This window comes from Streptomyces sp. NPDC026659, from assembly GCF_040638245.1.
Lineage (GTDB): Bacteria > Actinomycetota > Actinomycetes > Streptomycetales > Streptomycetaceae > Streptomyces.
The window spans coordinates 125,470-146,631 of record NZ_JBEZXY010000007.1; the positions used below are offsets into that span (position 1 = coordinate 125,470).

The window sequence follows — 21,162 nt, forward strand, 5'->3', positions numbered from 1 at the left end:
CCGCGGACGCGCTCAGTAGCGGTACTGCTCGTCGTACCCGGCGTTCGGCTGCTGCTGCGCCTGCCCCTGGTAGTACTGCTGCTGCTCCTGCGGGACTTCGCCGCCGTACGCCTCGTCGGTGCGCTGCTGCGGCACCCAGACTCCGCCGGCCGGGGTGTTGGCGTCGCCGTAACCGCCGGTGCCGTAGGCGGCGTCCTGGCCGTAGGTCTGCTGCGTCTGCTGGGCGTACTGCTGCTGGCCGTACCCGGAGGCGTCGTAGCCGCTGTAGTCCTGGGTCTGGGCGGCGGCGTACGGGTCCTGGTAGGTGCCGTAGCCCTGGGCGCCGGTGGTGGCGTCGTAGCCGTAGGACTGCTGCTGGGTCTGGTCGTAGCCCGAGTAGTCGTAGGCGTAGGCCTGTTCGGCGGTGGGCTGGGGCTGCTGCTGGGCGGCGGCCGGGGTCTGGTCGCCGTAGACGCCGTAGGAGCCGGTGTCGTCGGGCATCGGCTGGGGCTCGTAGACGGTGGTCGTCTCGGCGGCGCCGGGCTCGGGCGCGCGGACCGGGGTGAACACGTCGTCCCGGTCGTAGGCGTCGTCGTCGAAGTCGGCGCCCTCGCGGGCGTAGGCCGGGGGCTCGTAGGCGGCGGCCTCGGTGTCGCCCTCGGCGTCACCGGCTCCGAACACCGGGTCCTGGAACTCGCCCCGGCCGCCGCGGCGGCGCTTGGCGGGCGCCTCCTCGCCGTCGTCGGGACGCTTGACCGCCCAGCCCGCCGCGAAGCCCTTGCGGAAGGAGAGCGTGACGTAGGTCTGGCCGACCGCGAAGGCGATCGCGCCTATGCCGATGACGATCACGGACGGCAGCAGTACGCCGACCACGACGCCGAGGAATCCGGTGAACGCGAGCAGCCGCCAGCGCAGCCGCGCCTTGTACTGCAGCAGCACTTCGCCGAGCAACCACAGCGCGACGATGCCGAACGCGATGTAGAGGACCGTCCAGCCCATGTACGCCCCTCTCCCAGTGACCGTTACGCAGTGTGTCTTACGGCGGTGCGGCCGGTCTAGGCCCGCGGGGGGTGATGCAGGCCCAGGTTCTCGTAGATTTCCAGTGTCGCCGTGGAGTTGTTGAGCGTGATGAAGTGCAGTCCGGGCACTCCTTCTGCGAGCAGCCGCGCGCAGAACTCCGTGGCGAAGTCGATGCCAAGGGAGCGTACAGCCGCCGGGTCGTCCTTCGCCGCGAGGATCCTCTCTTTCAGCTCGGACGGGAAGACGGCGTTGCTGAGCTTCGGCAGCCGCTCCAGCATCCGCACGCTCGTGACCGGCAGGATCTCGGGGATCACGGGGGTCTCGCAACCCGCCGCCGCGACCCGGTCGCGCAGCCGGAGATACGACTCGGGCTGGAAGAACATCTGCGTGATCGCGTAGTCGGCGCCCGCGCGGCACTTGTCCACGAAGTGGGACACGTCGGTGTCCCAGTCGGTGGAGCGCGGGTGCATCTCGGGGAAGGCCGCGACGCCGACACAGAAGTCGCCCGACTCCTTGATGAGCTGGACGAGTTCGGCGGCGTAGGTCAGTCCCCGGGGATGCGCGACCCAGTCGCCCATGGGGTCGCCGGGCGGGTCGCCGCGCACGGCGAGCATGTTGCGGATGCCCGCGTCCGCGTACTGGCCGATGATGTTGCGCAGTTCGGCCACGGAGTGGTCCACGGCGGTGAGATGGGCGACCGGGGTGAGCGTCGTGTCCACGACGATCTGCTGGGTCTCCTTGACCGTGGTGGCCCGGGTGGAGCCGCCCGCGCCGTAGGTGACGGAGACGAAGTCGGGGGCCACCGCCTCGACCCGGCGCAGCGCGTTCCACAGGTTCCGCTCGCCGGTGGGGGTTTTCGGCGCGTAGAACTCGAAGGAGTACGCCGTCTTGCCGGTGGCGAGGATGTCCCGCACGGTCCGGGCGCGATCAGTCCTGGTGGACGCGGTTCCGAGGGCCATACCCGCAGGTTAGCCAGGGGCCGCCGGTCCCCCAACCGGGAACCGGCGATATGGCCGAATTGCCGGACGCTTGTCCATCCCTTGGACAGGCACGGCAGGATTCGGGGGCTGTCAGACCTCGCGCAGCCGCTTGGCGAACTCGGCGGCCGCCGCGCCCGGGTCGTCGGCCTCGGTGAGCGCGCGGACCACGACGGCCCGGCGGGCACCCGCGTCCAGCACCTGGTCGAGGTTGCCGAGGTCGATGCCGCCGATGGCGAACCAGGGGCGGTCGGTGCCGAGCCCGGCGGTGTACCGGACGAGGTCAAGGCCGGGCGCGGAGCGGCCCGGCTTGGTCGGGGTGGGCCAGCAGGGGCCGGTGCAGAAGTAGTCGACGCCCTCCTGGACGGCGGCTGCCGCGGCCTCGGCCTCGCTGTGGGTGGAGCGGCCGATCAGCACGTCGTCGCCGAGGATCGCGCGCGCGGCCGTCACCGGCAGGTCGCCCTGGCCGAGGTGGAGCACGTCGGCGCGGGCCGCGTGGGCCACGTCGGCGCGGTCGTTGACCGCGAGCAGCTTGCCGTGCCGGGCGCAGGCGTCGGCGAAGACCTCCAGGTGGGCCAGCTCCTCGGCGGCCTCCATGCCCTTGTCGCGCAGCTGCACGATGTCGACCCCGCCCGCGAGGACCGCGTCCAGGAACTCGGCGAGGTCGCCCTGCCGGGTGCGGGCGTCCGTGCAGAGGTAGAGCCGGGCGTCGGCGAGGCGGGTGCGGGCGGTGTCGGACATCTGGTGGTCCCCCGGAGTCGATCAGTGATACGGGCGCGTGGGTGCGGACGGCGTACGGGCATCGGCCGGTACGCCGTCCGTCGAGGCGGTGCGGTGGGTCAGACGGCGAGCGCCTGGGCCCGGCGCTTCACCTCCGTGCCGCGGTTCTCGCTCAGGGCCTGGGCGGGGGTGCCCGGCAGGGAGGGGTCGGGGGTGAACAGCCATTCGATCATTTCTTCGACCGTGAAGCCGTCGTCCCGCAGGAGCGTCAAGGTGCCGGTCAGGCCCTTGACGACCTTGTCCCCGTCGATGAAGGCGGCGGGGACGTGCAGCGCCCGGTTCTCACCACGGCGTACGGCGATGATCTGGCCTTCCTTGACCAGCTGCCGCACACGCGTCACCTCGACGCCGAGCTGTTCGGCGATGTCGGGGAGGGTGAGCCAGGCGGGGACGAGAGCATCGATCTTCGCTTCAATCTCGGTCACAGGACCAAGCCTGCCATCCTCTGCCGACGGGAGGAAACCAGGACGGTCCGCCCGGGTCGCCCCAAAGCCCGGCCGGGGCCACCCCGACCGCCCCTCCCCGGGCCGGGACCACCCCCGCCGGCGTCGGCTTCAGCGGGCCGGGACTACCCCGCCACCGCCTCCTTCAGCGGCCGCGCCGGGTCCGCCAGGACGCCCGCGTCGAGCGTGCGCCCCGACTCGATCAGCCGTCGCCCCTGGGCGAGATCGCGCGGCCGGCCGACGGCCAGCAGGGCGATCAGCCGGTCCTCGCGCAGCCAGCACAGCGTCCAGGCCGCGTCCCCCGGCTCACCGCGCCAGACCGTGCGGTCGGCGGCCGCGTGGTGGCCCGCGTACTGCACGAACCGGCCGAACTGCTCCGACCAGAAGTACGGCACCGGGTCGTAGGGCGCCGTCCCGGCCTCGAGGATGTCGGCGGCGACCGTGCGGGGGCCCTGGAGGGCGTTGTCCCAGTGGTGGACGAGCAGCCGCTCGCCGTAGCGGGCCGAGGGGAACGAGACGCAGTCGCCGACCGCGTACACGTCCTCGGCCGAGGTGCGCAGCCGGTCGTCGGCCAGGACCTCGCCGTACGTGCCCAGGTCGATGTCCGAACCGGCCAGCCACGCGGTGGCGGGACGGGCGCCGATGCCGACCACGACGGCCCCGGCGGGCAGCCGCGAGCCGTCGGAGAGCACCACCGCGCCGGGCTCGACGCGCTCCACGCGCGCGCCGGTGCGCAGCTCGACGCCCGCCGACGCGTACCAGTCGGCCATCGGGGCGGCGGCCTCCTCGGGCAGCGCCTCGGCGAGCGGGCGGTCGGCGGCCTCCACGACGGTGACCGCGCAGCCCGCCTCGCGGGCGGCGGTGGCGAACTCGGCGCCGATCCAGCCCGCGCCCACCACCACGACGTCGTGCCGCGCGGCGAGGACCGGGCGCAGCCGTTCGGCGTCGTCGAGGGTGCGCAGCAGATGCACGTCGGGCGCGTCGTCCGTGCCGGGCAGCCGGACCGGTTCGGCGCCGGTGGCGAGGACCAGCGCGTCGTACGGGACGGGGCCCGCGACGGTGTCCAGCTCGTGGTCGGCGGGGCGTACGCCGAGCGCCTCGACGCCGAGCCTGAGGTCGATGCCGAGCGAGGCGAAGTCCACGTCGAAGGCGGAGTCCTCGGCCTTGCCGAGGAGCAGGCCCTTGGACAGCGGCGGCCGGTCGTACGGTTTGTGCGGCTCGGCGCCGATCAGGGTGATGGTCCCGGCGAAGCCCTGCTCGCGCAGGGCGACCGCGGTCTGCACCCCGGCCATGCCCGCCCCGACGACGACCACGCGCCGCCCGTCCGCCGCGCTCTCCCGTGCTGTCTGCTCGCTCACCCGGCCACCTTAGACGGCGACCCCGACACCTGACGACCCGTCAGCCGGGGGAAGCCCCGGAGAGTCCCGGGCCCGGTCCGCGACCTCCTCGACGACGCTCGTCCCCGAGCCCGGCCGCGACTCCCACTCCCAGGTCTCCTCCAGGCGCACGCGCCCGTCCGCCAGCTCCACGACGCGGGACACACAGTGCCCGGAGGCGGTGGTGCCGTCCCGCCGGAGCTGCACGTACCGGAAGTCGAGCCGGTCACCGTCGCGAGTGCCGACCAGATGGCCGCGCACCACGTCGCCGCCCGCGTACTCGGCCCAGATCCCGCCGTCCCGCTCGTGGTACGTGAACCGGGTACGGGTGCCGACCTGTCCTGGCGACTGGTCCGCGACGGGGGCGAGGACGAGTCCGTCGAGGGAACGGGCCATGAGCGGGGCTCCTTTGTCGGGTTTTCGGCGAGACGCGTGCCGGTGACGCGCTTTCCCCCCGGCGTGCGCCGAGGGCTAGGGTGGCCACGGTAGAAGCACTCGCGGGAGCCCGGACGCACCGGGCTGAGAGGGAGGCTGGCGGCCTCCGACCGTACGAACCTGATCCGGGTCATGCCGGCGAAGGGAGGGGCTGGACGCCCATGCACGCACGTATGTCCGGAAAACCCGGTGCACACGGCCGCGGGAACCCCGGCGGGGCGGGCGCGAGCGACGTGCTCGTGGTCGGCGGCGGGATCATCGGCCTGGTCACGGCGTGGCGGGCCGCGCAGCGCGGGCTCGCCGTCACGGTGGTGGACCCCGAGCCCGGCGGCGGGGCCGCGCGGGTCGCGGCGGGGATGCTCGCCGCCGTCACGGAGCTGCACTACGGCGAGGAGGCGCTGCTCGCCCTCAACCTGGAGTCGGCCCGCCGCTACCCGGACTTCGCCGCCGAGCTGACGGAGGCGACCGGGCTCGGCCTCGGCTACCGCCGCTGCGGCACCCTCGCGGTCGCGCTGGACGCCGACGACCGCGCCCACCTGCGCGAACTGCATGCCCTCCAGCTCCGCTCGGGCCTGGAGTCGGAGTGGCTGACCGGGCGCGAGTGCCGCCGTCTGGAGCCGATGCTGGCGCCGGGCGTGCGCGGCGGGCTCCGCGTGGACGGGGACCACCAGATCGACCCGAGACGGCTCGCCACGGCCCTCGTGCTGGCCTGCGAGCGGGCCGGGGTGCTGTTCCACCGGACCTGGGCCGCGCGGCTCGACACGGCCGGTGGGCGCGCCGTCGGGGTCACCGGCGAGGACGGCGCCGTACTGCGCGCCCCCCGGGTGGTCCTCGCGGGCGGCAGCACGAGCGGACGGCTCACCGGGGTCCCCGAGGAGGTGCTGCCGCCGGTGCGTCCGGTCAAGGGCCAGGTGCTGCGGCTGACCGTGCCGCCCCGGTACGCGCCGTTCCTGAGCCGCACCGTGCGGGCCGTGGTGCGCGGCGGCCATGTGTATCTGGTGCCCCGCGAGAACGGCGAGCTGGTCGTCGGCGCCACCACCGAGGAGCAGGGCTGGGACACCACGGTCACGGCGGGCGGCGTGTACGAGCTGCTGCGCGACGCCCATGAGCTGGTGCCCGGGATCACCGAGCTGCCGCTCACCGAGACCGGCGCCGGACTGCGCCCCGGCTCCCCCGACAACGCCCCGCTGCTCGGCCCCTCCGGCCTGGAGGGGCTGCTCCTCGCCACCGGCCACCACCGCAACGGCGTGCTGCTCACGCCCGTCACCGGTGACGTCATGGCGGACCTGCTGACCGGGGCCGAGCCGCCGGAGGCCGCGCGCCCGTTCACCCCGGCCCGGTTCACCTCCGCCGCGTCCGCAGAGGCCGTACCCACCACCCTGGAGCACTCCGCATGAACATCTCCGTCAACGGGGAGCCCCGCGAGGTGGCCCCCGGCACCGCGCTCGACGTCCTGGTGCGGACCCTGACCCCGGCCCCCTCCGGAGTGGCCGCCGCCCTCAACGAGACCGTCGTCCCGCGCACCCGCTGGGCCGAGACCGGCCTGACCGAGGGCGACCGGGTCGAGGTGCTGACCGCCGTGCAGGGAGGCTGAAAAAAATGAGCGACGACCCCCTGGTCATCGGCGATCTGACCCTGAACTCCCGGCTGATCATGGGCACCGGCGGAGCCCCCAGCCTGGACGTCCTGGAGCGCGCCCTGACCGCCTCCGGCACCGAGCTGACCACGGTCGCGATGCGCCGCGTCGACCCGGGCACCCACGGCTCGGTCCTCTCCGTGCTGGAGAAGCTGAACGTACGCGTGCTGCCGAACACGGCGGGCTGCTACACCGCCGGAGAGGCCGTGCTCACCGCCCGCCTGGCCCGCGAGGCGCTCGGCACCGACCTGGTGAAGCTGGAGGTCATCGCGGACGAGCGGACCCTGCTGCCGGACCCGGTGGAGACCCTGGAGGCGGCCGAGACGCTGGTGGACGACGGCTTCACCGTCCTGCCGTACACCAACGACGACCCGGTGCTCGCCCGGAAGCTGGAGGACGTGGGCTGCGCGGCCGTCATGCCGCTGGGCTCGCCCATCGGCTCCGGGCTCGGCATCCGCAACCCGCACAACTTCCAGCTGATCGTCGAGCACGCGCGCGTGCCGGTGATCCTGGACGCGGGGGCGGGTACGGCCTCGGACGTGGCGCTGGCGATGGAGCTGGGGTGCGCGGGCGTGATGCTGGCCTCGGCCGTCACCCGGGCGCAGGAACCGGCGACCATGGCGGCCGCGATGCGGCACGCGGTGCTGGCCGGACGGCTCGCGCGGCTGGCGGGACGCATCCCGCGCAGGCACTTCGCCGAGGCGTCCTCGCCGGTCGAGGGGCGCGCGCACCTGGACCCCGAGCGCCCCGCGTTCGGCTGAGTGCCTCGTCACAGCTCTGCCGCAATCCGTCCCGGCGGCCTCTCCCGGGAGGGGAGTGCCGGTCGTCCCTCGTAGACTCCTTCGCGTGGATGCAACGCTTCAGGACCCCCTTGTCGGGCAGGTGCTCGACGGCCGCTATCGCGTCGACGCGCGGATCGCCGTCGGCGGGATGGCCACGGTCTACCGGGCCCTGGACACGCGCCTGGACCGGGTGCTCGCCGTCAAGGTGATGCACCCGGCGCTGGCCGCCGACGGGGCGTTCGTGGAGCGCTTCATCCGGGAGGCCAAGTCGGTCGCCCGGCTCTCCCACCCCAACGTGGTGCAGGTCTTCGACCAGGGCACCGACCGGTCGTACGTCTATCTGGCGATGGAGTACGTCGCCGGGTGCACCCTGCGGGACGTGCTGCGTGAGCGCGGGGCGCTGCGACCGCGGGCCGCCCTCGACATCCTGGAGCCGGTGCTCGCCGCGCTCGGCGCCGCGCACCGGGCCGGTTTCGTGCACCGGGACATGAAGCCCGAGAACGTGCTGATAGGGGACGACGGCCGGGTCAAGGTCGCCGACTTCGGCCTGGTGCGCTCGGTGGACACCGTGACCAGCACGACGGGCGCCGTGCTCGGCACCGTCTCGTATCTGGCCCCGGAGCAGATCGAGCGGGGCGCCGCCGATCCGCGCGTGGACGTGTACGCGTGCGGTGTCGTGCTCTACGAGATGCTGACCGGCACCAAGCCGCACTCCGGGGACTCCCCCGCCCAGGTGATCTACCAGCACCTGAACGAGGACGTGCCCCCGCCCTCGGCGCTGGTCCCCGGGCTCGCGCCCGAGCTGGACGCGCTGGTGGCCGTCGCGACCGCGCGCACGCCCGCCGGGCGCCCCGCCGACGCGGCCGCGCTGCTCGGCGAGGTGCTCCGGGTGCGCTCCGCGCTCACCGGGGAGCAGCTCGACACCGAGCCGCCGGGCGCGCTCACGGCCGGGCACGACAACGCCGAGGACCGTACGAGCGTGATCCCGCGCTCGCTGACCGTGCCCCGCCCGCTGCCGGTGAACGAGCCGGACGGCGGCCCGGGCGGCGGTGACGTGCAGTACACGGCCCGTCTCGGTGCCGACGCCCTGCCGCCCCGGCGCACTGCCGCCCGGCCCCGGCGCGGGGTGCTCGCGCTGGTCGCCGCCCTCGTGGTGCTGTTCGTCGGCGCGGGCGTCTGGTACGTCAACGCGGGCCAGTTCACCAAGGTCCCGTCGCTGCTGTCGCGCACCGAGGCGCAGGCCAAGAAGCGGATCGAGTCGGCCGGTCTGGATGTCGGCAAGGTCCGCCGCTCCTACAGCGACACCGTGGAGCGGGGCCAGGTCATCGGCTCCGACCCCTCCCCCGGCGCCCGTATCCGCGACCACGGCTCGGTGAGCCTGACGATCTCGCTGGGCCCGCAGACCGTGGCGGTGCCGGACCTTTCCGGCCGTACCCTGGCCCAGGCCCGCCAGCAGCTGAAGTCGTCCGGTCTGGAACCGGGCATGGTGACCCGGGAGTTCAGCGACGAGGTCGAGCGCGGCTCGGTGATCTCCACGACCCCGGGCGCGGGCATCGAGCGGCACGCGGGCTCCGCGATCGCGCTGGTCGTCAGCAAGGGCCGCCAGGTGGACATCCCGGACGTCACCGGCGAGAACCTGGACGACGCCACCCAGGATCTGACCGACTCGGGCCTGAAGGTGAAGGTCGCCCCCGAGCGGGTGTACTCGTCCGACTACGACAAGGACCAGGTGGTCTCCCAGACACCGGCCGAGGGCACCGCCGCCGAGGGCGACGCCGTGACGCTGACCCTGTCCAAGGGCCCCGAGATGGTTGAGGTCCCGGACGTGACCGGGCAGGACGTGGACAGCGCGAAGAAGACGCTGGAGGGGGCCGGGTTCCAGGTCGAGGAGGACCGGGGGCTGCTCGGTCTGTTCGGCGACAAGGTGCGCGAGCAGTCCGTGGACGGCGGCGACCGGGCGCCCAAGGGCTCGACGATCACCCTGACGATCCGCTGACCAGCGGCTCATCCTTGAGACCGGTCCCGTCCGGTGACCGGTCTCACCGCCCTCGGCGGTCCGGCGGGCGGGGCCGGCGTGACACCCTGAACGGGTGACGAGCCAGGCCCCCTCCCCCGAGACCGCATCCCTCACCGGCGCGCTGCGCAACCCCGTCGGCGGCCATGTGCCGGTGGCCGGCGGACTGCACGCGACCGGGCTTTCCTACGCCCGTGAGCTGAAGGCGGAGACCGTGCAGGTCTTCGTCGCCAACCCGCGCGGCTGGGCCACGCCCGCCGGGAACCCGAAGCAGGACGAGGCGTTCCGGCAGGCGTGCGCGGCGGAGTCGGTCCCGGCGTACGTCCACGCCCCGTACCTGATCAACTTCGGCTCGCACACCGAGGCCACCGTCGAGAAGTCCGTGGAGTCGCTGCGGCACTCGCTGCGGCGCGGCCGGGAGATCGGCGCGCTCGGGGTCGTCGTGCACACCGGCAGCGCGACGGGCGGCCGGGCCCGCGAGGTGGCGCTGAAGCAGGTGCGGGAGCACATGCTGCCGCTCCTGGACGAGCTGACCCACGACGACGACCCGTTCCTGCTCCTGGAGTCGACGGCCGGGCAGGGGGCCTCGCTGTGCTCGCGCACCTGGGACTTCGGGCCGTACTTCGAGGCGCTGGACGCCCATCCGAAGCTCGGCGTCTGCCTGGACACCTGTCACATCTTCGCCGCCGGGCACGACCTGACCGGGCCCGACGGGATGCGGCAGACCCTGGACCTTCTGGTGGACACCGTGGGCGAGGGGCGGCTGAAGCTGATCCACGCCAACGACTCCAAGGACGTGGCGGGCGCGCACAAGGACCGGCACGAGAACATCGGCGCCGGGCACATCGGCGAGGAGCCGTTCCGCGTCCTGCTGAACCACCCGGCGACGGCGGGCGTGCCGCTGGTCATCGAGACCCCGGGCGGCAAGGAGGGCCACGCGGCGGACGTGGCCCGGCTGAAGCGGCTGCGCGACGGCTGAGGGCCCTCGGGGGGCGGTGCTCAGAGTTCGGGGCCGTCCCCCGGCTGCTCCTGGTAGGTGTAGCGCTGCTCCCGCCACGGGTCGCCGATGTTGTGGTAGCCGCGCTGCTCCCAGAAGCCGCGCCGGTCGGCGGTCAGGTACTCCACGCCGCGCACCCACTTGGGGCCCTTCCAGGCGTACAGGTGCGGGACGATCAGGCGGGCCGGGAAGCCGTGCTCGGCGGTGAGGAGTTCGCCGTCCTTGTGGGTGGCGAAGACCGTGTGGTCGGAAGCGAAGTCCGCGAGGCGCAGATTGGCGCTGAAGCCGTATTCCGCCCACACCATCACATGGGTGACCTCGGGCGCGGGCGGTGCCAGGTCGAGGACCGCGCGGGCGGGCACCCCGCCCCATTCGGCGCCGAGCATGCTGAACTTGGTGACGCAGTGCAGGTCGGCCACGACCGTGGCGTACGGCAGGGCCGTGAACTCCTCGTGGGACCAGGCGCGCTTGCCGCCGTCGGCGGTGGCGCCGAAGACCTGGAGGTCCCAGCGCTCGGGCCGGAACTTCGGCACCGGTCCGTAGTGGGTGACCGGCCAGCCGCGCTGGAGCCGCTGCCCCGGCGGAAGTTCTGTCTCTGCGCGTGCTCCGGACGCACGTTCCACCGGATGACCCATGCCTCCATCCTGACAGACCGGACGGAGTGCATCGGACCACCCCATGACCGCCCCCAGGCCGCTCCCAGAGCGCTCCCCGGACATCCCTGAGGCAATGCGGACAGAAACCACTAAGCATGTACTTACTGGACGACTTCGGGCACCGATGGAATCATGCGGCACCATCAGCCAGGATTGCCCGGAAGGAGCCCCACCCGATGCAAGGCGACCCCGAGGTCATCGAACTGCTCAACGAGCAGCTCACCGCCGAGCTCACCGCGATCAACCAGTACTTCCTGCACGCCAAGCTCCAGGACCACAAGGGGTGGCCGAAGCTCGCCCAGTACACCCGGGCCGAGTCCTTCGACGAGATGCGGCACGCGGAGGTCCTGACCGACCGCATTCTGCTGCTGGACGGCCTGCCCAACTACCAGCGGCTCTTCCATGTCTCGGTCGGGCAGACCGTGACGGAGATGTTCCAGGCGGACCGGCAGATCGAGGTCGAGGCCATCGACCGGCTGCGCCGGGGCGTGGAGATCATGCGCGCCAAGGGTGACATCACGTCGGCGAACGTCTTCGAGGCGATCCTGGCCGACGAGGAGCACCACATCGACTATCTGGAGACCCAGCTGGACCTGATCGACAAGCTGGGCGAGGCGCTGTATCTGTCCACCACGATCGAGCAGAGCCAGCCGGACGCGTCGGGTCCGGGCACCCACTGAGGACCGGGGGTCAGGCGGCGTCGTCCAGCCGCGGCGGCAGGGCCTCGGGGGCGGCCGCGGTGACCAGCACCGGGGGCCGCTGGGCGATCTGCTCGCGGCGCGGGCAGGCGCCCCGGCCGAGCAGGGCCTGGATACGGCGGACACAGCCGCCGCAGTCGGTGCCCGCCTTGCAGGCCGAGGCGATCTGACGCGGGGTGCAGGCGCCGTCCCGGGCGTGCTGCTCGACCTGCTGCTCGGTGATGCCGAAGCAACTGCAGACGTACACCCGGTTCACCTCCGACGAGAACGCCGTATGCGCCATCCCGTATCTCGGTGAGGCAAACCTAACCTAACCCAGTGACCGGGGGCCGGGAAAGCGGAAGGGCGCGGATCTCGTGTGATCCGCGCCCTACTTCACGCTTCAGGCCACTTCGGCCTCACTGGTCCCGGTACATCTCCGCGACGAGGAAGGCGAGGTCCAGCGACTGGCTGCGGTTCAGCCGGGGGTCGCAGGCCGTCTCGTAGCGCTGGTGGAGGTCGTCGACGAAGATCTCGTCGCCGCCGCCCACGCACTCGGTGACGTCGTCGCCGGTCAGCTCCACGTGGATGCCGCCGGGGTGGGTGCCCAGGCCCTTGTGGACCTCGAAGAAGCCCTTGACCTCGTCGAGCACGTCGTCGAAGCGTCGGGTCTTGTGCCCGGAGGCCGCCTCGAAGGTGTTGCCGTGCATCGGGTCGGTCACCCAGGCCACCGTCGCGCCGGAGGCCGTGACCTTCTCGACCAGCTCGGGGAGCTTGTCGCGGATCTTGTCGGCGCCCATGCGGACGATGAAGGTCAGCCGGCCCGGCTCCCGGTCGGGGTCGAGACGGTCGATGTAGCGCAGCGCGTCCTCGGCCGTGGTGGTCGGGCCGAGCTTGATGCCGATCGGGTTGCGCACCTTGGACGCGAACTCGATGTGCGCGCCGTCCAGCTGGCGGGTGCGTTCACCGATCCACACCATGTGCCCGGAGACGTCGTACAGCTTGCCGGTGCGGGAGTCGACCCGGGTCAGGGCCGTCTCGTAGTCGAGCAGCAGCGCCTCGTGCGAGGAGTAGAACTCGACGGTCTTGAACTCCTCCGGCTCGGCGCCGCAGGCCCGCATGAAGTTCAGCGCCTGGTCGATCTCCCGGGCCAGCTGCTCGTAGCGCTGGCCGGAGGGGGACGACTTCACGAAGTCCTGGTTCCAGGCGTGCACCTGGCGCAGGTCGGCGTAGCCGCCGGTGGTGAAGGCGCGGACCAGGTTCAGCGTGGAGGCGGAGGCGTGGTACATCCGCTTCAGGCGCTCGGGGTCCGGGTAGCGGCTCTTCTCGGTGAAGTCGAAGCCGTTGACGGAGTCGCCCCGGTACACCGGCAGGGTCACGCCGTCACGGGTCTCGGTGGGCTTGGAGCGCGGCTTGGAGTACTGGCCCGCGATCCGGCCGACCTTGACCACCGGTACGGAGGCCGCGTAGGTCAGCACGGCGCCCATCTGGAGGATCGTCTTGACCTTGGCCCGGATGTCCTCCGCGCCGACGGCCTCGAAGGATTCGGCGCAGTCGCCGCCCTGGAGCAGGAACGCCTCCCCCTTGGCGACGGACGCCAGACGGGCACGCAGCTGGTCGCACTCGCCGGCGAAGACGAGGGGCGGATAGGTCGAAAGCTCCGCGATCACTTCGCGCAGAGCCTCGGTATCCGGGTATTCGGGCTGCTGCGCCGCGGGCAGGTCTCGCCAGGTCGCCTCGGCGGCGACGGCTCGGGAATCAGCGTTCACGGTCACCCTGTAAACATTACGGGGTCGCAACCCGTGCTCCCGGTTCGGCTCGAAACGTGAGACGAAGTGACTGCCCCGTGGACGCCCCGTCGGTACGGTAGGGTCTTTTCCATGTTCGCGCTTTCGATCCAGAACTGGTGGTGGACCGCTTCTCCGGCGGCCCGCTGACTGCGCGTACTCAAGACTTCGCGAAGGCCGCCCGAGGGGCGGCCTTCGGTGTTTTCCGGAGCCTCTCCTCGACCGGCGTCCGCCGTCCCGCTTCACGGACCGACGCAAGAGGACTCCATGAACCCGAACGACCCCACGGGCCCCGCCGACCCCACCGGCTTGACCCGCCTCATCAACGACCCGCGCCCCTTCGCCCTGCTGCACCGCCGCACCCCGGGCCGCGAGGAGCCCTCGGTGGAGGTGCTGCTCGGGCCCGTCACCGCCCGCGACCGCCTGGCCGACCTGCCCGACGAGGGCCTGGCACTGATCCCGTTCCGCCAGATCCGTGAGCGCGGCTTCGACGTGCGCGACGACGGCACTCCGCTGCTTGTGCTGACCCCCGAGGAGTCGTACGAGGTCCCGCTCGCGCGGGCGCTGGACACCCTGCCGGACCACGCGGTGCGGGTCGAGGACGGCGGTTTCGACGTGGCCGACGAGGAGTACGCGGAGATCGTCGGACGGGTGCTGCGCGAGGAGATCGGGCGCGGCGAGGGCGCCAACTTCGTGATCCGGCGGACGTACCGGGGGGAGATCCCGGGCTTCTCGCGGACCGACGCGCTGGCGCTGTTCCGGCGGCTGCTCGCCGGTGAGCGCGGCTCGTACTGGACGTTCGTGGTGTTCACCGGGGACCGCACGCTGGTCGGGGCGAGCCCCGAGGCGCACGTCCGGATGTCCGGGGGCACGGTGGTGATGAACCCGATCAGCGGGACGTACCGCTATCCGGCGGAGGGGCCGACCCCGGAGCACCTGCTCGACTTCCTCGCCGACGCCAAGGAGACCGAGGAACTCTCCATGGTGGTCGACGAGGAACTGAAGATGATGTGCACCGTCGGCGACCGGGGCGGGGTCGTGATCGGCCCGCGCCTGAAGGAGATGGCACACCTCGCGCACACCGAGTACGAGCTGCGCGGGAAGACCTCGCTGGACGTGCGGGACGTGCTGCGGGAGACCATGTTCGCGGCGACGGTCACCGGGTCGCCGGTGCAGAACGCCTGCCGGGTGATCGAGCGGTACGAGCCGACCGGGCGCGGCTACTACGCGGGCGCCCTCGCCCTGCTGGGCCGGGACGCCGGGGGCGCGCGCACGCTGGACTCCCCCATCCTGATCCGCACCGCCGACATCGCCGCCGACGGCCGGCTGAGCGTGCCGGTCGGGGCGACCCTGGTGCGCGGCTCGGACCCGGCGGGCGAGGTGGCCGAGACCCACGCGAAGGCGGCGGGCGTGCTCGCCGCGCTCGGGGTACGGCCCGGCAGACCGCGTGCCGAGCGGGCGCTGCCCCGGCTGGCGGACGACCCCCGGGTGCGGGCCGCGCTGGACGGGCGGCGCGCGGCGCTGGCGCCGTTCTGGCTGCGGATGCGGGAGCCGGCGGCACCGGTCGGCGCGCACGCGCTGGTGGTCGACGGCGAGGACACCTTCACGTCGATGCTGGCGCACGTGCTGCGCTCGGCGGGCCTGGAGGTGACCGTGCGCCGCTACGACGAGCCGGGCCTTCGGGAGACCGCGCTCGCGCACGAGGGCCCGCTGGTGCTGGGCCCCGGACCGGGCGACCCGGGCGACCCGGCGGACCCGAAGATGCGGACGCTGCGGGAGCTGACGGCGGCCGCGCTGAGCGCGCACGAGCACGGGGTGTTCGGGGTGTGCCTGGGCCACGAGCTGATCGCGGCGGAGCTGGGCCTGGAGATCGTCCGCAAGCGGGTGCCGTACCAGGGCGCGCAGACCACGGTCGACCTGTTCGGGCGCCCGGAGACGGTCGGTTTCTACAACAGCTTCGTGGCGCGCTGCGACGACGAGGCCGCCGCCGAACTGGCCGCGCACGGCGTGGAGGTGAGCCGTACGCACGACGGCGAGGTGCACGCGCTGCGCGCGGACCGGTTCGTCTCGGTGCAGTTCCACCCCGAGTCGGTGCTGACCCTGAACGGCGCGTCGCTGGTCCGGGACCTGGTGCTGCGGCCCCGGACGGCGGACGCGTAGGGCTCAGCCGAAGAACACCCCGGCCTCCTCGTACAGCTCCGGCTTCACCGTCTTCAGCGTGGCCGTGGCCTCCGCGATCGGGACGCGCACGATGTCCGTGCCCTGGAGGGCGACCATCACCCCGAAGTCGCCCTCGTGGACGCAGTCGACGGCGTGCAACCCGAAGCGGGTGGCCAGCCAGCGGTCGAAGGCACTCGGGGTGCCCCCGCGCTGGACGTGCCCGAGCACGGTGGTGCGGGCCTCCTTGCCGGTGCGCTTCTCGATCTGCTTGGCCAGCCACTCCCCGACCCCGGAGAGCCGGACGTGCCCGAAGGAGTCGAGGGACTCGTCCTTGAGCACCACGTCCCCGTCCCTGGGCATCGCGCCCTCGGCGATGACGACGATGGGGGCGTACGACGCCTCGAAGCGGGAGGTGATCCAGCCGCACACCTGGTCCACGTCGAAGCGCCGCTCGGGGATGAGGATGACGTTCGCGCCCCCGGCGAGCCCGGAGTGCAGGGCGATCCAGCCCGCGTGCCGCCCCATGACCTCGCAGACCAGGACCCGCATGTGGGACTCGGCGGTGGTGTGCAGCCGGTCGATGGCCTCGGTGGCGATGTTGACGGCCGTGTCGAAGCCGAAGGTGTAGTCGGTGCCGGAGAGGTCGTTGTCGATGGTCTTGGGGACCCCGACACAGGGCACCCCGTGTTTCTCGTACAGCTCGGCGGCGACCCCGAGGGTGTCCTCGCCGCCGATCGCGATCAGGGCGTCCACGCCCTCCTCGCGCAGGTGCTCCTTGACCCGGCGCACCCCGTCCTCCTCCTTGAGCGGGTTGGTCCGCGAGGAGCCGAGGATGGTGCCGCCCCGGGGCAGGATGCCGCGCACGGCGGGGATGTCCAGCGGCACGGTGCGGCCCTCCAGCGGGCCGCGCCAGCCGTCCTTGAAGCCGGTGAAGTCGTACCCGTACACCTGCACGCCCTTGCGGACGATGCCTCGGATGACGGCGTTGAGACCCGGGCAGTCGCCGCCCCCGGTCAGTACTCCGACGCGCATGGAATGTCCCTTCGCCGAGGTGTCCCGACCCAGCCACGTTAATCGTGATACAGCTCACGCACCGAGGTGGGAAGGGCGATTCCGGTGAATCAGCGGTCGGGGGGCGGGTTCCGGAGGGGGGCTACTCGTCGTCGAGGCCGCGCTCGATGGCGTAGCGGACCAGCTCGACGCGGTTGTGCAGCTGGAGCTTGCCGAGGGTGTTCTGGACGTGGTTCTGGACCGTGCGGTGCGAGATGACCAGGCGCTCGGCGATCTGCTTGTAGCTCAGGCCCTTGGCGACCAGGCGCAGCACCTCGGTCTCCCGGTCGGTGAGCCGGGGCGCGCCGGGGGCGTCGGTGTCGGGCGCGGGGGCGGGCTCGGCGGCCAGGCGGCGGTACTCGCCGAGGACGAGTCCTGCCAGGCCCGGGGTGAACACCGGGTCACCGGCCGCGGTGCGGCGCACGGCGTCGGTCAGTTCCTCGGTGGAGGCCGACTTGAGCAGATAGCCGGTGGCGCCGGACTTCACGGCCTCCAGCACGTCGGCGTGCTCGCCGCTCGCGGACAGCACGAGGACGCGCAGGGCCGGGTCGTGGGCGACGAGCTCCTTGCACACCTGGACGCCGGGCTTGGCGGGCAGGTTCAGGTCGAGCACGAGCACGTCGGGGGCGGCGGCCTTGGCGCGGCGTACGGCCTGCTCGCCGTCGCCCGCCGTGGCGACCACGGCGAAGCCGGACTCGGCCAGGTCGCGGGCGACCGCGTCGCGCCACATGGGGTGGTCGTCCACCACCATGACCTTGATCGGGTCCTGCTCCGTCATCGCTTCTCCGCCTTCCCCCGCGCCCCTTCGGCGCTCTTCGGTACCGTCAGCTCGACCTCCGTGCCCTGGCCCGGCACCGAGATCACCTCGGCGCTGCCGCCGAGGTCGCGCAGCCGTCCCCGGATCGACTGGGCCACGCCGAGCCTGCCCTCGCCCTCGGCCTCGGCGAGACGGCCCTCGGGGATGCCGGGGCCGTCGTCGCGGACGGTGACCACGATCGCACCGGGCTCGTCCTCGACCAGGATCCAGGCGCGGGCCTCGTCGCCCGCGTGTCCGCGCACATTGTCCAGGGCGGCGCCGACGGCGGCCGCCAGCTCGCGCGCGGCGGCCGGGGGCAGCGGCACCGGGGCGCCCGGCTCGGCCAGGCTCACCCGGGCCCCGGCGTACGGGGCGAGCAGGGCGCGCAGGTCGAGCGGGCCGTCGTCCCCGGGCTCCTCGGGACTCGGGTCCGCCGACGTACGGGAGACCGGCAGCAGACCGCCGGAGACCAGCATGCGCAGGGCGACCTCCTGCTCGCCCGCGAGCCGCCCCAGCTCGGCCGCCTCCCCGCCGATGACCACGCCGCGCCGCTGCACCATCGCGAGGACCTGGAGCACGCCGTCGTGGATGTCGCGGGCCAGCCGCTCGCGTTCCCGGGTGGCGGCCTCGATCTCCAGGGCGCGGGCGAGGGTGCGCTCGGAGGCGCGGGCGACCTCGACGACGTAGCCGATGGCGATGGAGGCGAGCCAGACCAGGATGACGTTGTGCACGGTGTCGCGGGTCGGGGCGCCGCGTTCGACCAGGTTGGCGGCGGCAACGGCCGTGGAGGCGATCGCGGCCCAGCGCCAGCCGCCCTTGAGGGCGAAGGCCAGCACCGCCCCGGCCGTCCATATCGAGGGCAGGGTGGGTCCGCCGCCCGCGATCCGCGCGGGGTCGTCGGTGAACGGGGTGAGCAGGATGCCCGTCACGGCGACGGTCAGGTCGGCCGCGAGGAACCTCCGGGTGCAGCGCTCGGCGCCGGTGACCCGGGGCAGGGTGACGGCCGTCCACCCGACGAGGACCGCGTAGTACGCGACGGCGGCCCAGGGGCGTACGAAGTGGCCGAAGCCGGTGACGCCCAGACCGACGGCGTACAGCGCCGTCAGGACGCGGCATCCGGCGAGCGCGCGCCACAGCGGCAGCTCGACCGACATCCGCAGGACCCGCTCACGCCCGGCCACGACCGCCCCCGTCCCCCCGGTACTTCTTCCCCGTGCTCCCCCGGCCCGGCCCTACTCCGGCTTGTCCCCGGCCCCCGCCTGCGCGGACTCCTTGGCGGCCTTCGCCGCCTCCGCGAGCTGCCGCTTGGCGGCGGTCGCGTACATGTCCACGTACTCCTGGCCGGAGAGCTTCATGATCTCGTACATGACCTCGTCGGTCAGCGCGCGCAGCACGAACCGGTCGTGGTCCATGCCCTGGTAGCGGCTGAAGTCGAGGGGCTTGCCTATCCGGATGCCGGGCCGCATCAGCTTCGGCATCACCTTGCCGGGCGGCTGGATCTTCTCGGTGTCGATCATCGCGACCGGGATGACCGGCGCGCCGGTGGCCAGTGCCACGCGTCCCAGGCCGCCGGGCTTGCCCCGGTAGAGCCGGCCGTCGGGCGAGCGGGTGCCCTCGGGGTAGATGCCGAACAACTCGCCGCGCTTGAGCACGTCTATGCCGCTCTTGATCGCCGCCTCGCCCGCGCCGCGTGCGCCGGAGCGGTCCACGGGCAGCTGTCCGACGCCCTTGAAGAAGGCGGCGGTCAGGCGTCCCTTGACGCCCGGGGTGGTGAAGTACTCCGCCTTGGCGATGAAGGTGACCTTGCGGTGCAGCATCGTGGGCAGGAAGAACGAGTCCGAGAAGGACAGGTGATTGCTCGCCAGGATCGCGGGGCCGTCGTCCGGGATGTTCTCCAGACCCTCCACCCAGGGCCGGAAGGCGACCTTGAGCGGCCCTCCGATGGCGAGCTTCATCGTGCCGTACAACACCCGTGTTCCTCCTGTGGTCCGTCGAACAGACCTTAACCCGGTCCGCGGCCGATGGACCCGACGACCCTGGTCGGTGTCGGTACGGTCGCGTACGGTGAAGCACATCCGCCGGTTCCGCAACACCGCTTTCCCCGAACCGTCCCGCACGCACCGGAAAAGTCCCCTTCACCCCTTCTCGGAACAGGAGCCCCAAGGTGCCGGTCCTTCCCGGAGCAGAGCCGTACCGCCACGAAGGCGGGGAGGTGGGTGTCCTCCTCTGTCACGGCTTCACCGGCTCGCCCCAGTCGCTGCGCCCCTGGGCGGAGCACCACGCCGCGCACGGCCTGACCGTCTCGCTGCCCCTGCTGCCCGGACACGGAACCCGCTGGCAGGACATGGCGGCCACCGGCTGGGCCGACTGGTACGCGACGGTCGACCGCGAGCTGCGGCTCCTCGCCGAGCGCTGCTCCCAGGTGTTCGTGGCCGGTCTGTCCATGGGCGGCGCGCTCTCCCTCGCGCTGGCCTCGCGGCACGGCGACCGGATCGCCGGGGTGGTCGTCGTCAACCCGGCGAACCGGGTGCACGGCCTCGCCGCGTACGCCCTTCCGGTGGCCCGGCATCTCGTGCCCTCCACGAAGGGCATCGCCAGCGACATCGCCAAGGAGGGCGCCGAGGAGCTGGGCTACGACCGGGTTCCGCTGCACGCCGCGCACTCGCTGCGGGAGTCCCTGCGCCGTCTGGACGGCGAGCTGCCGCGGGTCACCCAGCCGTTGCTGCTGCTGCGCAGCGCGCGGGACCATGTGGTTCCGGCGGCCGATTCCGCCCGGGTGCTGAGCCGGGTGTCCTCCACGGACGTAACGGAGATCGTGCTGGAACAGAGTTACCACGTGGCGACGTTGGACCACGACGCGGACCGGATCTTCGAGGAGAGCCTTGCCTTCGTCGGCCGGCTCGCACCCCGAGCCGACGAGGAAGGGACGGCCAGAGTTGGCTGAGCACGACTCCGATCGCGAGGGCCGCGAGGAGCGCGAGCCGGAGGAGCCGGGCGTGCCGGGCGTGCCCTTCGACGAGGAGGCCGCCTGGAAGGCGATCGTCGCCGGGTACGGCGAGGAGCCGGTGGACCCGCCGGGTTCCCGGCCGTTCCGGCCCGTCGAGGATCTGGCGCTGCCGGAGATGGACCCGGAGGAGCCCGCCGTGGCCACCGGCACGGACACTCCCGACGCGGACAAGGACGGCGCGGACAAGGACGGCGACGGGGAGGAGCCGGGCACGCCCCGGCCCGCCCGGCCGCTGGGCAGTTCGGTCTCGTTCGCGCCCGGGATAGGGCCCCAGGCCGGGCCGCGCGACTACAAGGCTCCCGAGTCCTCCGAGGACGACTTCGACGAGGACGACGAGGGCCACTTCGTACCGCCCGAGCCGCCGCCGCTGCCGGTGGCGGACACCACGGCGAAGTTCGCCTGGCTCGGCGTGGTCGGCGGGCCCATCCTGCTGCTGCTCGCGGTGCTGCTCGGCTGGGAGATGACCTGGTGGCTGGCGACCTGCGGGATCGGCGGCTTCGTCGGCGGCTTCGTCACGCTGGTGACGCGGATGCGCACGGACGACGAGGAGGGGGGCGGCGACGACCCCGGGCGCGGGGCCGTCGTCTGAC

23 protein-coding genes and 1 riboswitch are annotated in these 21,162 nt (G+C 72.8%); of the genes, 10 read left to right on the forward strand and 13 right to left on the reverse strand.

All coding sequences use genetic code 11. The features are described from left to right. Positions 1 to 12: 12 nt before the first annotated feature. The 6 genes from AB0E91_RS18980 to AB0E91_RS19005 form a co-directional block, all read right to left on the reverse strand. Entirely contained in the window at positions 13 to 978 is a 966-nt protein-coding gene (locus AB0E91_RS18980; protein WP_361782770.1) for a hypothetical protein, read from the reverse strand. 56 nt (positions 979 to 1,034) lie between these two features. Next, the gene (gene metF, locus AB0E91_RS18985; RefSeq protein ID WP_361782773.1) at positions 1,035 to 1,958 is read right to left on the reverse strand and encodes a methylenetetrahydrofolate reductase [NAD(P)H]; all 924 of its coding nucleotides are present in this window, start codon (positions 1,956 to 1,958) and stop codon (positions 1,035 to 1,037) included. 111 nt (positions 1,959 to 2,069) lie between these two features. Next, a complete protein-coding gene (gene thiE / locus AB0E91_RS18990) occupies positions 2,070 to 2,717 on the reverse strand; it encodes a thiamine phosphate synthase (RefSeq protein ID WP_361782776.1) in 648 nt (215 codons plus the stop codon). Between the two features lie 98 nt (positions 2,718 to 2,815). Further along, complete coding sequence (locus AB0E91_RS18995; RefSeq protein WP_161182696.1) at positions 2,816 to 3,181, reverse strand: Rv2175c family DNA-binding protein; 366 nt, start codon at positions 3,179 to 3,181, stop codon at positions 2,816 to 2,818. Positions 3,182 to 3,324: 143 nt separating this feature from the next. After that, positions 3,325 to 4,557 carry an FAD-dependent oxidoreductase gene (locus tag AB0E91_RS19000; protein WP_361782779.1) on the reverse strand — a complete coding sequence of 411 codons (1,233 nt, stop codon included), beginning with the start codon at positions 4,555 to 4,557 and terminating at the stop codon, positions 3,325 to 3,327. Positions 4,558 to 4,566: 9 nt separating this feature from the next. Next, a complete protein-coding gene (locus AB0E91_RS19005; protein ID WP_361782782.1) occupies positions 4,567 to 4,971 on the reverse strand; it encodes a hypothetical protein in 405 nt (134 codons plus the stop codon). Positions 4,972 to 5,062: 91 nt separating this feature from the next. After that, a riboswitch (TPP riboswitch) is annotated at positions 5,063 to 5,174 on the forward strand. A 9-nt stretch (positions 5,175 to 5,183) separates the two neighbouring features. Between AB0E91_RS19005 and thiO the strand changes: the two genes are divergently transcribed. From thiO to AB0E91_RS19030, 5 genes are all read left to right on the forward strand, one after another. Then, entirely contained in the window at positions 5,184 to 6,407 is a 1,224-nt protein-coding gene (gene thiO, locus AB0E91_RS19010) for a glycine oxidase ThiO (protein ID WP_361783538.1), read from the forward strand. Next, entirely contained in the window at positions 6,404 to 6,604 is a 201-nt protein-coding gene (thiS, locus tag AB0E91_RS19015; RefSeq protein WP_161182699.1) for a sulfur carrier protein ThiS, read from the forward strand. Before thiO ends, thiS begins: the two co-directional genes overlap by 4 nt. Positions 6,605 to 6,609: 5 nt before the next feature. Next, complete coding sequence (locus AB0E91_RS19020) at positions 6,610 to 7,407, forward strand: thiazole synthase (protein WP_361782785.1); 798 nt, start codon at positions 6,610 to 6,612, stop codon at positions 7,405 to 7,407. 85 nt (positions 7,408 to 7,492) lie between these two features. Further along, positions 7,493 to 9,424, forward strand: coding sequence for a Stk1 family PASTA domain-containing Ser/Thr kinase (gene pknB, locus AB0E91_RS19025; RefSeq protein WP_361782788.1), 1,932 nt, complete (start codon positions 7,493 to 7,495; stop codon positions 9,422 to 9,424). A 94-nt stretch (positions 9,425 to 9,518) separates the two neighbouring features. Further along, positions 9,519 to 10,421, forward strand: coding sequence for a deoxyribonuclease IV (locus tag AB0E91_RS19030; protein WP_361782791.1), 903 nt, complete (start codon positions 9,519 to 9,521; stop codon positions 10,419 to 10,421). Between the two features lie 20 nt (positions 10,422 to 10,441). Here AB0E91_RS19030 and AB0E91_RS19035 read toward each other — a convergent pair whose 3' ends face one another. Further along, positions 10,442 to 11,074 (reverse strand): sulfite oxidase-like oxidoreductase, encoded by a 633-nt coding sequence (locus tag AB0E91_RS19035; protein ID WP_361782794.1) that lies wholly within the window; start codon positions 11,072 to 11,074, stop codon positions 10,442 to 10,444. 197 nt (positions 11,075 to 11,271) lie between these two features. Here AB0E91_RS19035 and bfr point away from each other — a divergent pair, with 197 nt between their 5' ends. Beyond that, positions 11,272 to 11,775 carry a bacterioferritin gene (gene bfr / locus AB0E91_RS19040; protein ID WP_361782797.1) on the forward strand — a complete coding sequence of 168 codons (504 nt, stop codon included), beginning with the start codon at positions 11,272 to 11,274 and terminating at the stop codon, positions 11,773 to 11,775. A gap of 10 nt (positions 11,776 to 11,785) precedes the next feature. Here the strand turns inward: bfr and AB0E91_RS19045 are convergent, their stop codons facing one another. Next, on the reverse strand, positions 11,786 to 12,040 hold the full coding sequence (locus AB0E91_RS19045) for a (2Fe-2S)-binding protein (protein ID WP_361782800.1): 255 nt from the start codon (positions 12,038 to 12,040) through the stop codon (positions 11,786 to 11,788). 151 nt (positions 12,041 to 12,191) lie between these two features. Beyond that, positions 12,192 to 13,547, reverse strand: a complete 1,356-nt coding sequence (locus AB0E91_RS19050; RefSeq protein WP_361782803.1) for a class II 3-deoxy-7-phosphoheptulonate synthase — start codon at positions 13,545 to 13,547, stop codon at positions 12,192 to 12,194. A gap of 105 nt (positions 13,548 to 13,652) precedes the next feature. Between AB0E91_RS19050 and AB0E91_RS19055 the strand changes: the two genes are divergently transcribed. Together AB0E91_RS19055 and AB0E91_RS19060 are read left to right on the forward strand one after the other, a co-directional pair. Further along, the gene (locus tag AB0E91_RS19055) at positions 13,653 to 13,709 is read left to right on the forward strand and encodes a trp operon leader peptide (protein WP_107440922.1); all 57 of its coding nucleotides are present in this window, start codon (positions 13,653 to 13,655) and stop codon (positions 13,707 to 13,709) included. Between the two features lie 117 nt (positions 13,710 to 13,826). Next, positions 13,827 to 15,719 carry an anthranilate synthase family protein gene (locus AB0E91_RS19060; RefSeq protein ID WP_361782806.1) on the forward strand — a complete coding sequence of 631 codons (1,893 nt, stop codon included), beginning with the start codon at positions 13,827 to 13,829 and terminating at the stop codon, positions 15,717 to 15,719. A gap of 3 nt (positions 15,720 to 15,722) precedes the next feature. On the opposite strand, the gene AB0E91_RS19065 is transcribed toward AB0E91_RS19060, so the two are convergent. From AB0E91_RS19065 to AB0E91_RS19080, 4 genes are all read right to left on the reverse strand, one after another. Then, on the reverse strand, positions 15,723 to 16,751 hold the full coding sequence (locus AB0E91_RS19065) for a 6-phosphofructokinase (protein ID WP_361782808.1): 1,029 nt from the start codon (positions 16,749 to 16,751) through the stop codon (positions 15,723 to 15,725). A 121-nt stretch (positions 16,752 to 16,872) separates the two neighbouring features. Further along, positions 16,873 to 17,547, reverse strand: coding sequence for a response regulator transcription factor (locus AB0E91_RS19070; RefSeq protein WP_161180136.1), 675 nt, complete (start codon positions 17,545 to 17,547; stop codon positions 16,873 to 16,875). Then, positions 17,544 to 18,746: a DUF5931 domain-containing protein gene (locus AB0E91_RS19075; protein WP_361782811.1), complete on the reverse strand. Its 1,203-nt coding sequence runs from the start codon at positions 18,744 to 18,746 to the stop codon at positions 17,544 to 17,546. Before AB0E91_RS19075 ends, AB0E91_RS19070 begins: the two co-directional genes overlap by 4 nt. Positions 18,747 to 18,797: 51 nt before the next feature. Beyond that, positions 18,798 to 19,535 carry a lysophospholipid acyltransferase family protein gene (locus AB0E91_RS19080; RefSeq protein ID WP_361782814.1) on the reverse strand — a complete coding sequence of 246 codons (738 nt, stop codon included), beginning with the start codon at positions 19,533 to 19,535 and terminating at the stop codon, positions 18,798 to 18,800. 194 nt (positions 19,536 to 19,729) lie between these two features. Here AB0E91_RS19080 and AB0E91_RS19085 point away from each other — a divergent pair, with 194 nt between their 5' ends. Together AB0E91_RS19085 and AB0E91_RS19090 are read left to right on the forward strand one after the other, a co-directional pair. Next, complete coding sequence (locus tag AB0E91_RS19085) at positions 19,730 to 20,509, forward strand: alpha/beta fold hydrolase (protein ID WP_361782817.1); 780 nt, start codon at positions 19,730 to 19,732, stop codon at positions 20,507 to 20,509. Further along, positions 20,502 to 21,161: a hypothetical protein gene (locus tag AB0E91_RS19090; protein ID WP_361782820.1), complete on the forward strand. Its 660-nt coding sequence runs from the start codon at positions 20,502 to 20,504 to the stop codon at positions 21,159 to 21,161. The genes AB0E91_RS19085 and AB0E91_RS19090 overlap by 8 nt, the downstream gene beginning before the upstream one ends. Position 21,162: the final 1 nt, after the last annotated feature.

What these genes read in the sequence shown, in the direction of transcription:
- AB0E91_RS19060 (WP_361782806.1), top strand. Translation starts at nt 13,827, where the DNA reads ATGAACCCGAACGACCCCACGGGCCCCGCCGACCCCACCGGCTTGACC.
- AB0E91_RS19035 (WP_361782794.1), bottom strand. Translation starts at nt 11,074, where the DNA reads ATGGGTCATCCGGTGGAACGTGCGTCCGGAGCACGCGCAGAGACAGAA.
- bfr (WP_361782797.1), top strand. Translation starts at nt 11,272, where the DNA reads ATGCAAGGCGACCCCGAGGTCATCGAACTGCTCAACGAGCAGCTCACC.
- AB0E91_RS18980 (WP_361782770.1), bottom strand. Translation starts at nt 978, where the DNA reads ATGGGCTGGACGGTCCTCTACATCGCGTTCGGCATCGTCGCGCTGTGG.
- AB0E91_RS19020 (WP_361782785.1), top strand. Translation starts at nt 6,610, where the DNA reads ATGAGCGACGACCCCCTGGTCATCGGCGATCTGACCCTGAACTCCCGG.
- thiO (WP_361783538.1), top strand. Translation starts at nt 5,184, where the DNA reads ATGTCCGGAAAACCCGGTGCACACGGCCGCGGGAACCCCGGCGGGGCG.
- AB0E91_RS19065 (WP_361782808.1), bottom strand. Translation starts at nt 16,751, where the DNA reads ATGCGCGTCGGAGTACTGACCGGGGGCGGCGACTGCCCGGGTCTCAAC.
- thiS (WP_161182699.1), top strand. Translation starts at nt 6,404, where the DNA reads ATGAACATCTCCGTCAACGGGGAGCCCCGCGAGGTGGCCCCCGGCACC.
- metF (WP_361782773.1), bottom strand. Translation starts at nt 1,958, where the DNA reads ATGGCCCTCGGAACCGCGTCCACCAGGACTGATCGCGCCCGGACCGTG.
- AB0E91_RS19005 (WP_361782782.1), bottom strand. Translation starts at nt 4,971, where the DNA reads ATGGCCCGTTCCCTCGACGGACTCGTCCTCGCCCCCGTCGCGGACCAG.
- thiE (WP_361782776.1), bottom strand. Translation starts at nt 2,717, where the DNA reads ATGTCCGACACCGCCCGCACCCGCCTCGCCGACGCCCGGCTCTACCTC.
- AB0E91_RS19070 (WP_161180136.1), bottom strand. Translation starts at nt 17,547, where the DNA reads ATGACGGAGCAGGACCCGATCAAGGTCATGGTGGTGGACGACCACCCC.